The organism is Vibrio syngnathi (assembly GCF_002119525.1).
Taxonomy (GTDB): Bacteria; Pseudomonadota; Gammaproteobacteria; order Enterobacterales; family Vibrionaceae; genus Vibrio; species Vibrio syngnathi.
Window position 1 is genome coordinate 1,761,525 of the sequence record NZ_CP017916.1, and the last position, 13,013, is coordinate 1,774,537.

General features: G+C 43.9%; 15 protein-coding genes and 1 pseudogene. 13 read left to right on the forward strand and 3 right to left on the reverse strand.

Features of this window, described 5'->3' with window-relative positions:
* Nucleotides 1-69: 69 nt before the first annotated feature.
* From K08M4_RS08100 to K08M4_RS08130, 7 genes and pseudogenes are all read left to right on the forward strand, one after another.
* The gene (locus tag K08M4_RS08100; RefSeq protein ID WP_009846577.1) at nucleotides 70-297 is read left to right on the forward strand and encodes a hypothetical protein; all 228 of its coding nucleotides are present in this window, start codon (nucleotides 70-72) and stop codon (nucleotides 295-297) included.
* A gap of 213 nt (nucleotides 298-510) precedes the next feature.
* Nucleotides 511-1,965, forward strand: coding sequence for a TolC family protein (locus tag K08M4_RS08105; RefSeq protein ID WP_086049509.1), 1,455 nt, complete (start codon nucleotides 511-513; stop codon nucleotides 1,963-1,965).
* A gap of 3 nt (nucleotides 1,966-1,968) precedes the next feature.
* Nucleotides 1,969-2,943, forward strand: a complete 975-nt coding sequence (locus K08M4_RS08110) for an HlyD family secretion protein (RefSeq protein WP_086049510.1) — start codon at nucleotides 1,969-1,971, stop codon at nucleotides 2,941-2,943.
* A 7-nt stretch (nucleotides 2,944-2,950) separates the two neighbouring features.
* Nucleotides 2,951-4,267 (forward strand): ABC transporter permease, encoded by a 1,317-nt coding sequence (locus K08M4_RS08115; RefSeq protein ID WP_086049511.1) that lies wholly within the window; start codon nucleotides 2,951-2,953, stop codon nucleotides 4,265-4,267.
* Complete coding sequence (locus tag K08M4_RS08120; RefSeq protein ID WP_086049512.1) at nucleotides 4,267-5,421, forward strand: ABC transporter permease; 1,155 nt, start codon at nucleotides 4,267-4,269, stop codon at nucleotides 5,419-5,421. The genes K08M4_RS08115 and K08M4_RS08120 overlap by 1 nt, the downstream gene beginning before the upstream one ends.
* Before the next feature lie 192 nt (nucleotides 5,422-5,613).
* Nucleotides 5,614-5,871, forward strand: a pseudogene (locus tag K08M4_RS22470) (hypothetical protein); the annotation flags it as partial.
* A 238-nt stretch (nucleotides 5,872-6,109) separates the two neighbouring features.
* Nucleotides 6,110-6,313, forward strand: coding sequence for a hypothetical protein (locus K08M4_RS08130; RefSeq protein WP_086049513.1), 204 nt, complete (start codon nucleotides 6,110-6,112; stop codon nucleotides 6,311-6,313).
* Here K08M4_RS08130 and K08M4_RS08135 read toward each other — a convergent pair.
* The gene (locus K08M4_RS08135) at nucleotides 6,294-6,803 is read right to left on the reverse strand and encodes a PaaI family thioesterase (protein WP_086049514.1); all 510 of its coding nucleotides are present in this window, start codon (nucleotides 6,801-6,803) and stop codon (nucleotides 6,294-6,296) included. The genes K08M4_RS08130 and K08M4_RS08135 overlap by 20 nt on opposite strands.
* A 44-nt stretch (nucleotides 6,804-6,847) precedes the next feature.
* On the opposite strand from K08M4_RS08135, the gene K08M4_RS08140 reads away from it, so the two are divergent.
* Nucleotides 6,848-7,126, forward strand: a complete 279-nt coding sequence (locus K08M4_RS08140) for a DUF134 domain-containing protein (protein ID WP_017096978.1) — start codon at nucleotides 6,848-6,850, stop codon at nucleotides 7,124-7,126.
* A gap of 37 nt (nucleotides 7,127-7,163) precedes the next feature.
* Here K08M4_RS08140 and nqrM read toward each other — a convergent pair whose 3' ends face one another.
* Together nqrM and K08M4_RS08150 are read right to left on the reverse strand one after the other, a co-directional pair.
* Complete coding sequence (gene nqrM / locus K08M4_RS08145; protein ID WP_009846971.1) at nucleotides 7,164-7,361, reverse strand: (Na+)-NQR maturation NqrM; 198 nt, start codon at nucleotides 7,359-7,361, stop codon at nucleotides 7,164-7,166.
* A complete protein-coding gene (locus tag K08M4_RS08150; RefSeq protein WP_086049515.1) occupies nucleotides 7,358-7,804 on the reverse strand; it encodes a NifB/NifX family molybdenum-iron cluster-binding protein in 447 nt (148 codons plus the stop codon). Before K08M4_RS08150 ends, nqrM begins: the two co-directional genes overlap by 4 nt.
* Nucleotides 7,805-8,267: 463 nt before the next feature.
* Between K08M4_RS08150 and K08M4_RS22280 the strand changes: the two genes are divergently transcribed.
* From K08M4_RS22280 to K08M4_RS08165, 5 genes are all read left to right on the forward strand, one after another.
* A complete protein-coding gene (locus K08M4_RS22280; RefSeq protein ID WP_232460201.1) occupies nucleotides 8,268-8,729 on the forward strand; it encodes a hypothetical protein in 462 nt (153 codons plus the stop codon).
* A gap of 102 nt (nucleotides 8,730-8,831) precedes the next feature.
* Nucleotides 8,832-9,614, forward strand: a complete 783-nt coding sequence (locus tag K08M4_RS22285; protein ID WP_232460202.1) for an esterase/lipase family protein — start codon at nucleotides 8,832-8,834, stop codon at nucleotides 9,612-9,614.
* Complete coding sequence (locus tag K08M4_RS22290; RefSeq protein WP_232460203.1) at nucleotides 9,569-9,784, forward strand: hypothetical protein; 216 nt, start codon at nucleotides 9,569-9,571, stop codon at nucleotides 9,782-9,784. Before K08M4_RS22285 ends, K08M4_RS22290 begins: the two co-directional genes overlap by 46 nt.
* A 12-nt stretch (nucleotides 9,785-9,796) precedes the next feature.
* Nucleotides 9,797-11,791 carry a choice-of-anchor X domain-containing protein gene (locus K08M4_RS08160; protein ID WP_086049516.1) on the forward strand — a complete coding sequence of 665 codons (1,995 nt, stop codon included), beginning with the start codon at nucleotides 9,797-9,799 and terminating at the stop codon, nucleotides 11,789-11,791.
* A 291-nt stretch (nucleotides 11,792-12,082) separates the two neighbouring features.
* Nucleotides 12,083-12,568: a YcxB family protein gene (locus K08M4_RS08165; protein ID WP_086049517.1), complete on the forward strand. Its 486-nt coding sequence runs from the start codon at nucleotides 12,083-12,085 to the stop codon at nucleotides 12,566-12,568.
* The last annotated feature ends 445 nt before the right edge of the window (nucleotides 12,569-13,013 follow it).

Genomic DNA, 13,013 nt, shown 5'->3' on the forward strand with positions numbered 1-13,013 from the left:
GTGGCAACGTCCGATAGAAACAGGATAAAAAACATAACGTACAAACATTGTTGAAAAGGAAACCAGGCAATGAAACGCGATAACTTTGGAATTTGTCTTACTAAGACTATGCTGTTCAAACACTTACAATCGACTTTTACTCATGTAAGAGCCTATGAGAAAGACGGAACCTCTCCTCTTGATCTCAAGGTATTGTTAGCGTTCCCGCAAATGTCAGGTAGAGATTTATTACAAACAATGCAAGGATCAAGACAATTAGTGTGGCGCGCCGATCACCATTGTCCTAGCTTTAAATAAGCCACTTCATTTTGTAAGAACACTTCTATACTGAACTTAAAGAGCACGCTTTGTCGTGCTCTTTTCGTTTCAGTGATCTTTGTAGCCCACATCACGTACTTTATTACATTAACTTAACGAGTTATGAGGGTTTCTAATCATGTGAGACAATCATCTCAAGACAAATGACTATCACCCTGTTAGCATTAGAGCTAATACTCTAAATGGTATTTAATGCAGATGACCAAACCAAAACTCCGACACCTTGCGCTCGCCAGTATGCTTCTCGGCACATTTGCTTCGCCAGTTTTCTCTGCCCCGCTCACTTTTTCTGAAGCGTGGCAAATATTGCAAGAGAACAACAACTCACTTGCGGCTCAACAAGCCAACGTTGAACGTTATAAACACCTTCAGAATTCAACCAGCAGCCTTAATCTACCTTCGATCACCTTGGGGGCTAACTACACGCACCTTGATAGTGATGTGACGATTAATGGTGAACAGTTCAAAAATAGCTTAAGTGGCGTGCCAAATTTAGGTGCAGTTGGAGGTATTCTTCAACCCATATTAAGTGGGCTTGGTGGTGTTACCTCAACCATCACCGAACAAGACATCTTCAGCTCTTCCATCCGTGCTATTTGGCCTATCTTTACTGGCGGACGTATTACTGCTGCGCAAACTGCTGCCGAAGGTAAAAGTGAAGAAGCGCAAAGCCAACTGTTGATGGAGAAACAAGCGCGCTACGAAGACTTAAGTAAGTATTACTTCTCGGTGATCTTAGCGGAAGACGTTGCAAAAACACGTCAAGCCGTTGAAGCTGGCTTAACTCAGCATCGTGATTTCGCCATCAAGCTTGAACAACAAGGGCAAATCGCACGAGTAGAACGCCTGCAGGCGGATGCTTCTTTAGATAAAGCCGTTGTTGAACGCACCAAAGCGCAGAACGACCTTAAGATTGCTCAGTTAGCGCTGACTCAGATCCTTGGCCAGAGCCAAAGTGTCGAGCCTTCAGAACAACTGTTTATCAATAAGAACTTGCCTCATATGGACGTGTTCATTGACCAAACTCTCATGACCTACCCTGGCCTTAAGATTCTTGATGCAAAAGAGAAACAAGCAAGCAGCTTAATCAAGGCTGAGAAAGGTAAATACTACCCAGAGGTATACCTTTACGGTGACTACAGCCTGTACGAAGATGACTCGCTAGCCAGCGAAATGAAACCCGATTGGTTAGTGGGTATTGGTGTGAATGTGCCGCTACTAGACACGTCAGGTCGTTCCGACAAAGTCGCAGCCGCTCATAGCGCCGTGTCTCAAGTCCAGTTCCTTAAGTCGCAAGCCAAGCAAGACTTAACCGTTTTGGTACAAAAGACCTATCTTGAAGCGAACCAAGCCATTGAAGAAGTTCAAGGCCTCAACTCAAGCCTGTCTTTAGCTCAAGAAAACCTTTCACTTCGTAAAAAAGCCTTCACTCAAGGGTTATCAAATTCGTTAGAAGTGGTTGATGCTGAGCTTTATCTTGCAAGCATTAAAACCCAGCAATCTGCTGCGCGATTCAAATATCTAATCTCTCTGAATAAACTATTAGCGCTAACTAGCGAAATGAATGCTTACTCGAGTTACTTAACCTCCTCTGTTCCGTCTGATTTCAACTCAAAAACAGACACCGCTAGCCAGTCAAAAGGATAATTCATGAAACCTATTAAGCCACTTATTCTCTCTCTGGTTGGCATCGGCATTATTGGCTGGGTTGGGTACAGTTTTTACCAAGCTTATCAACCTCAGCCTGTAAAGCTTCAAGGTCAAATCGATGCCCAGCAATACAGCATCTCATCGAAAGTGCCAGGCAGAGTTGATGAAATATTCGTGCGTAAAGGTGATTCGGTTGAAAAAGGCGAATTGATCTTTTCTCTTCTTAGCCCTGAGATTGATGCGAAGCTAGAACAAGCAAAGGCAGGTCAAAAAGCCGCTGGCGCATTAGCACAACAAGCAGAGAATGGTGCGCGCACTCAACAGATCCAAGCGGCTAAAGACCAATGGTTGAAAGCAAAAGCCGCAGCCGATCTCATGGACAAAACTTACCAACGTGTAAACAACCTTTACAACGATGGTGTGGTTGCCGAGCAAAAGCGTGATGAAGCCAAAACTCAGTGGCAAGCGGCGAAGTACACCGAAAGTGCTGCGTTCCAGATGTATCAATTAGCGCAAGAAGGTGCTCGTGACGAAACTAAAGTGGCAGCCGCTCAAAAAGCGGTAATGGCAGCGGGTGCGGTAGCGGAAGTTGAAGCTTACGCAAAAGACACCCAAATCCACAGCTGGTTTAATGGCGAAGTATCTCAGGTTCTGTTGAGCAGCGGTGAGCTCGCACCACAAGGCTTCCCTGTCGTGACTGTTATCGACACCAAGGATGCTTGGGCTGTACTCAATGTGCGTGAAGATATGCTTAAGCATTTCGAGAAAGGCAGCCAGTTTGAAGCGTACCTACCGGCTCTGGATAAATCATTAACTTTCCAAGTCACACACATTGCCGTAATGGGTGATTTCGCGACTTGGCGTTCAACAGACGCAGCACAAGGCTTTGACTTACGTACTTTTGAAGTAGAAGCGCACCCTGTTGATACCAACGAAACACTGCGTATGGGCATGAGCCTAGTGGTTGAGCTTTAGGTGACGTATGTCTGCTAACTTTCGATCTATCGGCTCGCAATCTAGAGACTCGCAATCCCCTGAGCATCATAGAGCGAAGAATACCTTGCTTAGGCAGTGGGCGATTGTCCGCAAAGACAAATGGTTGTTGTCTTGCCTAACTTGGATTCCTTTGCTTCTTGCTGCCAGTATCTGGCTGATTTTTTCGCAAGGGATCGCTCGTGACTTACCGGTTGCCGTTGTCGACCTTGAGCACAGTCAAATCTCGCAACAGTTCACTCGTCTTGTTGATGCATCACCAACGCTGCAAGTCACTCAGAAATACAGCTCGGCGAGTGATGCGGCGAAAGCGATGATCGAACGAGATATCTATGGTTACGTTGTGATACCAAGGCACTTCGACCGAGACCTTCTACTCGGTTTGAACCCGCAAGTGTCTGTGTTCTATAACAGCCAATTTATCTTGATCGGTAAGCTGGTGAACTCTGCATTGCTACAAGCTCAAGGTACGTTTAACGCGCAACTTGAAGTGGTTAAACAGCTGTCACACGGTGATACCACAGTCCAGTCAGCATTAGCCCAAGCAGTAACAGTGCAAAGCCAGATCACGCCATTGTTCAACAAGAACACCAGCTATGCTCAGTTCTTGGTGTCTGCGGTTATTCCTGCGCTATGGCAGATCATGATTGTGGTGGGCACGATATTGATTTTAACGGCGAACGTTAGGGCTCGTGGCCTTCATGCTTGGTTATCCAACGCCCCTATAAAGTCACTAACATCAACATTAACGCCCTACCTTGTCTTGTTTTTGATGTTTGGTATCGCGTTTAGCTTTTGGTTCTATGTGCTCTTAGACTGGCCGTTTAACGGAAGCTTTATGGCATTGACTATTGCCCAACTGCTTACCGTTATCAGTTGTATCATCATGGGTTGTTTGTTTTTCTTCTTAACACTTGATCCAGCAAGGGCGATGAGTTTCGCTGGCGCGTTTACGGCACCAAGTTTTGCGTTCATGGGTATTACCTTTCCAGTAACCGACATGAACACGGCAGCGCAAATTTGGAGAAGCTTGTTACCAGTCAGCCACTACATCGAAGTACAAACAGCACAATCAAGTTATGGCGCGAGTGCGGCACAGTCGCTTATCAGCCTCTCCTCAATGTTGTGGTATGCGATTCCTGCTTTGGTGGTGATGTTGTTGATTAAGAAACACTTGGCGCAATCGGATCTGTCTGCACAAGCGGCTCTAACAGCCCAAGCAGCTCGATCTGCAAACGCAACATCGTCAGTACAAGTAACACAGCAAGAGAAACCAGAACAATCAGCAACACAAGGAGTAAAATGATGAGCTTTACTCAATTGCTCAAACAAGAACTCTTGGCGGTACTGCGCAACCCTGTCGTGCTCCTTACGGTATTCGGCGGCGTTGTCTTCTATTCATTCTTGTATCCATTACCTTACGCGAACCAAATTCCTCAACAGCTCAAAGCCTCGGTTGTGAACTTGGATAAGAGCCAAAGCAGCTACCAATTAGAACGAATGGTCGATGCCACCTCTCAAATCGAGTTAGTACGTCGAGACTCCACCATCGCCGATGCTAAACAAGCCGTACTTAATCAAGAGATTGGCGGATTCCTAGTCATTCCAGAAGACTTCTATAAAGACTTGCTGCTCGGTAAAAGCCCGACGCTTTCTTACGCTGGCGATGCTTCTTACTTCTTAGTTTACGGAACCATTGTTGAAGGGCTCGCTAAGGCAGGTGGCACGTTAGCTGCGCAAGTTAAGGTAAGCCACTTGTTAGTAGAAGGAGTACCTTTAGAATCGGCAGCCAAAGGCTACAGCGCGTTTAGCTTAAACCTAAAACCAACGTTTAATAGCCGCATGGGATACATCGATTACGTAGTTCCAGCCGTTTTTGTGCTGATCCTGCAACAAACCTTAGCCATGGCTTCAGGTTTAGTTAGTGCAACCCAAAACGCGCAATCAACGTTTGGCTATTGGAGTCAAACCTCTCCAGCGAAATTGATTCTTGCTCGTTGTTGTACCTTAGTCGGCATATATTACTTGTTGTCGATGTATTACTTCGGCGCGAGCTTTTCGATGTATGGAATAAATCTGCTCGCCTCAACCACACAGATCTTGACCTTGCTGCTGCCCTTCTTATTGGCCAGTTGTTTGATCGGGATTTTTATCGGTGAGTTGGTGCCAAGAAGAGAATTAGTCACGGTTGTGGTGTTAATCAGTTCAATGCCGCTTATCTTCTCTTCAGGTTTTATTTGGCCAGTTGAGATGATGCCTGAATGGTTAGTACTGCTGTCACAGTTATTCCCGAGTACACCAGCAATCCAAGGTTTCTTAGCGCTTAATCAGATGGGTGCATCTTGGCAAGAAGTAGCCCCTCAATGGACGCTGTTGTGGGGACAAGTTCTACTATGGGGATCGTTACTCGCACTTAAGCTTTACCACAAATCGAGTAAACGTATCATCGGAGCTGTATAACTCTAGTATTTAAACGCCAGAGCTAAAATCTATCATTGCTAAATAATACCAATCACAGTAAATAAGTGCTTAGGAATAGCGCGGGAAAAAGGCTTGAGAGCAAGGCTGCTCTTTTCGACAAGAAGTTTTGATCAGTAGTTATTCTACAATCAAAGATTCTAACGCCGTTATCGAGTATTTTAACCCGCTAGGGTGAACCGTTATTTACTACGATTGGTATCATGCTTAGATGGCGTGTCATCTCGCTATTTAGCAAAACAACATTCAATGTCTTCGAGACAGATACGCTATTGGGTTCAAGTCTTTGCCATCCATGGTGCTGGTTCATTTCTAACAACTAAACACGCTGTTACTGCTCAGGCAAAGCGAAAAGCATTAAATTTAATGCAGACAAATAATTGGTCTCTCACGCGCAGTATTAAACCTCTCGTTTCCCTTTCAATACTCTCCTGACTTTTAATCCCCTCCTCGCTTTTAATCCTCTTTCTCGCTTCTAATCCTCTTTCTCGCTTCTAATCCTCTTCCTCATTTTCAAAAACGAAACTTTAGCTTACTGGCTTTAAGCTGATATCGCGTTGACGACCAAGCTTGAGAAGCGCATGCTTTTATTTCGAGCAGAACCTATTTGGCCGTGAAGTCCACCCCATCATTGGTTCTGTGCAACGTACCCGATTGAACGGCAGGTCACATGAATAAAATTGTAATGTTAGTAATGGGGCTGCTTTTTACCAGTCGATTGTTCGCCAGTATTGTGCCGCACGTTAGTCAACTTGAGCATGATGCACCTATTCTACTTCGCTCTGCATTGATCGTGGGTGTTTCGGCTTATGCCGTCTGGACAGGGTTCAAATACTTCAAAAAGAACAAAGCTTCTAGTTCAGACCAACTCTAGGCGGGGCTGACATGAACTGACTCTTTGCCGACGAACATAACTTTCCGCACTGCATAATTTGGCTTTCGAGGAAATAAAGATTACGTCTGCTTTTCACCCACTGAGCGCGAATTTCAAGCTCCTGACCAATGGCGATTGGATAGTGAAAGCGAGAAGTTAAACTCACCGTCATCGCATTGATATTGTTATGGAACAAGCAATACAACATCGCGCTGTCGTGTAACGCGGTAACAATGCCCCCCTGCATAATACCGTCGTAGCCCTCAGCTTTATCTGTTGGTACAATCTTGGCTACAGATTCATACTTAGCAATAGATTCATACTTACTTAAAGTTTCATGCTTAACTGGCGTTTCATGCTTAGTTAAAGCTTCATACTTAGCTAAGTTCTCGTTATCGCCAACAGCTTCAAAGCAAATCGGGCTATCTGAAAAAAAGCCTTGGCTGCATACTTGGCAGCGGCGATGGTTGTGAGGAATGAAAACCTTCATACTTATCCTTATTCCTTTGTACCCTTAGATTCCTAGAGATTGATATGGCTCGACCAAAAAAACATCGTCAGTTATGTACCCGTGCGGCTTACTCATGTTTTAAGCCTAATGGTGTTCCTATGGACGAGCTTCATAAAGAAGAATTGCTATTAGAAGAGTTAGAAGCCTTACGCTTGGCTGATCAAGAAGGATTGAGCCAGCTTGAAGCCGCCGAGCAGATGCAGGTGTCTCGCCAAACGTTCGGCAACATCATTAAGCGAGCACGTACCAAAGTAGCCAAGTGCATCGTCAACGGCCATGCGTTGGTGATTCAAGGCAGTTAATTCACGTGTTAGCCAGAAGTTATTTAACTCTTGATGCTTAACTTGATGGCTCAGTAATCTGATACAACTTTCGGCTTTGCCCTTCACACACATCCTTGCAATTGCATTCGCGCTCAATGTCTAACTGTGCGAGCCCTCCACAACTGCCTTTGATTGGCTTGCGCGAAAAAATCACGCCTATCGCCATCAGTGTAACGACTCCGACAAACCCCAATAGCGTCAACAAAAAGGTCATTTACTGAACCCTCGAATAGCGCCTAGCTGATTAGGCTGTGCCATTAAAATCGAAGCTTGTTTTTTGTGCACTTTCTCGCCGCACGTTTTATTGCTACACCCACTATTTCGGGACTCGCGACCATAATCGAGGTCGGTTACTTCTTGTAGATTGCTGAAATCCAGAGTGGTAACTTCCGCCTTTGCTTTAGATGCAAAAACGCGAACATCATGATTGAACAAGTGCGACAGCATTTTCTTCCCGATGTGACGAACCACAACAGCTTTCACATCATAAGATTTAACGACGGACATCCATTGCTTCTTCTTATTGCACGGGCTGTCTGACTCAACCAAAGGAATAAGATGCTTTATTTGTTGTTGCTCATCGACAATCGCGATCTGTGGAGAACGGGCAAAATGGTTGCCGACATGAAGGTCACGACAAGGTATTGCGTATAACATGGTAACTTCCTGTTATTGATGATCAGGAATTCAGAATACGCCCCATTACTGGCATATGCCAATAACTATCGTATGAGAAATAAGATTTACAGAATGGATACTTAAGTTAAGAAGTAAATGCTCAAACGATTAGCACTTTGTGTACTTCGTATTTGTCACAAAGCCACATCAACATTCTCACCAATTTAGTCTGAGTATTATTAGTTGGCTTTTGACTGATCGGGCCCTAGCACACCACCTAAACCCAAAATCATAAAAAATACAGTCGTTTTTAACCCGATCTATAAGTTGCGACTGTTTTCCAACTATTTTGCAACAAAACAGAACGACAGTTTTATCAATTGAGAAGCCTACCGGAATTAAATGCAACAAGCTTTATATGCCTAAACAAATCGTTACGTTAAGTCTGTTCATGAAATTTTCAACTCCCATCCTTGGCTAAATCAGACTCAAAGGTTAATAAATGAAACCATACATTCCGAGCGTCACGCTCAGTGTTTTGTTACTTTCTCCGGGATTCTCGAGCGCAGAAAATGTACCTGATTCACATGAATTGCATAATTTTTCAATTCGTTCACAGAGCTCCGGGATTGCCCCACCACCAGAAGAACTCGGTGTCTATGTCGTCAATTCAGGCCCTGGCCTTGATACTGGATGTACATTTTCTTCCGGTGGCCCTCTTATAATATCTTTACCCGTTCCCTTAGTCGTAAGCCCTAAAGCATTAATCAGTGATGGTAGAATTGACCCGAGTAAACTCGCCACCATCCAGCAAAAAGGAGTTATTGGCTCTAGTGCAAGAATCAGCATGCCAGTATTCGACATAGACTCCAATGCAAACGTTACTAACACTGCACCGGAAATTGACATCGTATCATTTAACGGTAAATCGTTAGGTACACTGCAAGGCGCAGATAACCGTTGAACAGATACCAACCTCCAAGTTGATATCGGAGATATCAAGTTTGGTCAAAATAATGAAATTCGTGTCGACATTGATACTGGTAATACTGGAAACAAATGGTGTATGTCTGTCGATTGGGTTTCAATAGAATTCGACATTGCTATCCCAGTTGTCCTTGCGCATGGTATTGCTGCACAATCTGACACGTGGGATGACGCTACCGCTCCTGGAGTGTTATCAGCACTCGATGATTATGGGGTTCGTTACACTCGCTTTTCTGCTGAAAAAAATGGCACAACAGCGACTAACGCAAACATCTTGAACAAAAAAATCCAGGGTTTTCTTGATGAGTTGAAATCCGATAAAGTCCACGTTATTGCGCACAGTAAAGGAGGACTTGATACACAAAACCTCAAAGCGCTCAGCCCTTCCTTTGAAATTAAGTCTCTTTCTACGTTTTCCACTCCTCACCTTGGTAGCGTTGCGGCAGATTTATCTGTGATAAAAATGGATCACTATGCCAACATCTACAGCAACATCGGCACGGATCCCAACAATTACGCGGGCAAGTACATGCGACTACCTGACATCCCTTTCGCTGGTCCTAAAATGCCCGGCATACGTGACCTAACCACAAATACCGCGTCAAACGCAATACAAATGCGTACACGGGGCAATATTCGAAATACCTTTTCTATTGGTGCAGATGCTGATCTCAACCAAGACGGTGTTATACAAAAAGACCCTGATATCGTAGGACTTTTCCCATGGGGATCTCGCTGGGCGGGTGTCACCGCTTGGCAAACTCTCAGAAATTTTAGCTCTGCTACCTATCTCGATACCAAAACGCAATGGATGACATGCCAGGTGTTTATGGTTCACACGCTCATCCAATTACGTCTGTAAGTTACCAAGCTATTCAAACGACACCTCAAGACAATGACGTTGTCGTCACCTTAACAAGTGCTAACCCAAGTTATGCCAAAGCGTTAGGTAACGTATTAGCTAACCACTCAACAATGAAAACAGGCCAAAACGTTGAACATTTTCTACAACAAATTATTTCAATGCGCTAAGGAGTGGCCACTATGAAATTCATCAAACAATTAGTGTTGGTGTTCAGTCTTTTCTGTACCCTCATCACACCGGTGATCGCGAGCAACGCAATACCTGTTGGGATGAGTACAAGCACGACACTATCTCAGCCTGTGACTAGTAACGATAACGAAATAACAATGTTGTTCACTATTGATAAAGCTGACGCATTAAAAACAGAAATCATCGTACCGATTGATAATGCGACTGTTTATTTAGTCAGACCAAACGGACAAATCGCGACATCATCCAATGACGTTCAAGCGAACATCCTCTCAGGTGACACGCAAAATCCGCCACTGCCGGGTAGCTATGTGTTTTTACCTGAAGTAGCCGCCCCTGAATCTGGCGAATGGAAGATCATCGTTGATTTTCCAAACCCCAGTTACAACACGGTAATTATTGCGCAGATTGCTATCCAATCCCCTATTGCGTTTGGCATGGCGATAGCCGCTAACCAATTTGTGCTCGGTGAGCCAGTTCCTGTCTCAGCGTTGCTGACAAACAAAGGTTCTCCCCTTTCAGGAGCCCAAACTCATGCAGTAATCACGGATGAAAATAGAATAGAAACACATCTCAAATTAAAGGATGACGGTGCGGATTTCGATACTCTGGCTAAAGATGGCGTCTATAGCAATATTTTCCAACCAACAACCGAAGGGGAATATCAAATTGATGGCGTGACCTCTGTTCAAGACAACGGGATGACCATCGTTCGTCAAGCAAGCAAAAAGATTCATGTCTTTCCTGCTGATATCGAATTTGCCAGCCACTCACTCGCGCCTTTGTTCTCCTCTGAAGGTTGCTTGATCGCTATCGAACAACGTTTGGAACTTGATGTAAAATCAGCGGGTGATTTTGCTATTCATGGTTATCTCACCGACGGAATTAATGAACTTAACACTAGTAAGCGTATGCAGCTCAAACCCGCAAAGCAGATAATCACTCTACAGTACTCAACAGAAGATATTTTTGAATCTTTTGATTCAGCATCTACATTGACTTCCAATCCGACTATCATCTACACAATCACACATGATGACATAAGAATTTCAGCGCCTAGAATTAAGTTCAAAGAAACGATTGAATTAGCGTCGTTTGAACGTTGTCGAGAGCCTATTGAAATCACGGGAGCCCTACTGACTACGCCCAACATGTCTCAAGATGGAACATACATAGATTCATTAACATTTGAATTTCCTGTGCATGTCACACTTAACGGAACCTACACTGGTTCTGTCAATATCGTTGGAGCAAAAGGCGAATATCTTGAGTTGGTGAGCTTCCAAGAGCCACTGGTTTCCGGCGAAAACACCATCAGATTTAACGTTCTAGGTGGAACGTTTAAGCAAGCTAATGGGCCATATGAACTTAATGCACTGTTAATTTATAGCGGCGTCGATTCCTACCGACAAGGCGTACTCGGACAGACACCAACATACCAAGCGTCTGACTTTAGCCCGCCAGTAAATGTTACGTTGCCATCAAATTTATTAGGCCTCGAAAGACAGAACTGGCAAGCTATTCCGGCTTCAGAGATCATTGAGCATCGTGTCGGAGGTTACCTGAGAGCAGGAGCCGCAATCCCTTACGACTACGAAACGTTAGCAAGTTTTGATTTAAGTTCAGTTCGCGGACAAATTAAGCAGGCAACGCTGATTGTTAATTTCGGAGAATCAAGCCTCCAGTACCCATTCAATAATGTAGGTGCATATGTCGTAAATCGAACTTGGTCTCCAAGCACATTAAGTTACGACACATTCTGTGAATCTTTTATAGTATGCCCAGCGTGGAGTAATCGATTAACAACATTCAACAACGTAAAAGCGGGACAATCTTTAGATTTCACAAGTTCCAAACTATTAGAGGTGTTAAATGAGAAGAGAGAGTCAGGGCTAAATAAACTTGATATAGTACTTACCTCTTCTCCTTATGAAAGAAGTTTTTTCATCGGTGTTAAGCAAGTGTCATTGTTCATCGAATACTGAACAAACCCTAACTAAAACACAATATACGCAAAGCCTGAAGTCGCCTCACCTTCGGGCTTTTTCATGATCTCTAAACAAAAAAGTTTCGATAGTCTACCTGCTTTTAGCATCTTTTCTGGCTTAGTCTCAGATCTCAAAACATCATTTAGCACCCGTTTAAATAACAACTGACTCTGGCATGAACAAGCGCATTCAGTATTATTGATTTACAAAAGAGGATTGAAACCGCTAAGACAAACCAGCGTGAAGCGATATAATGCGCCTCAACAAAGAACTACAAAGTAGCCACACATGCCTAAAGATCCCGGTTTCACCACAGAATACACCCTCGACAAAACGTTTTTTGCAGAGTGTTATGATCAAACTAGCCTTCCGACTCAATTTCCAAAAGCCTATTTGAAAGGAATATTGTTTCTTGTTTTTGGTGTGGTTCTACTGGAGTTTGAACTATTACCTAACGGTTACGTTGGTTGGTTCTTTATTGTTTTGAGTGTGATTGAAGCGTTCAGTGTATATTGCAAGAGAACCTGGTGGTTATGGCGACAAAAAATCAGCTCAGGTGCTGGTAGCAAAGTGGTCTTTACAGGGGATACTGATGGTGTGAGTTATAAAAACCGCAAAACCACCAATACTATTGCTTGGCGTGACATCGACCAACTTGAACAGACCAATCTCGGCCTTATCCTTCATATTGGAAAACAGCGTCAATATGTGAGTAAATCTTGTTTAAGCGATGAAGCCATTGCCTTCATGATTGAACAACACGAAGTTTCATAAACTTCGTAAGCTTCGTAAGCTTCGTAAGCTTCGCAAAAAAATATCATCTATAAATGCCTGCTGACTTAGCAGGCATTTTTCTATCATCTAAATGCGCCCAGCGTTTAGGGAATCAAGCTCTACTTGCAAGCCATCCTTCCAACACCGAAAATCATCAAACTATCGACCCAAGAAACTTTAGAGTTCGGTCAACAATAAGTCTCAGTCAGTACTTTCTTTTCAGTGGTACTGATTTATTGAAAATGGTCGAAAAACACATATTCATATAAGTAAGGCGTCGCACTCGTGAAGCCTTACCTTTGTCCATCCATTGCACTGAGTCAGTGCCACCTCGTTTCCGCGCCTAAGCCATAGAGTTAATCGCTTGGCTCAACATTTATAAACCAGTCTTGGTTGCGCCAGCATTGTGAGATGCCCTAGGTCTCATTGTCGTAAATTCGGTTTT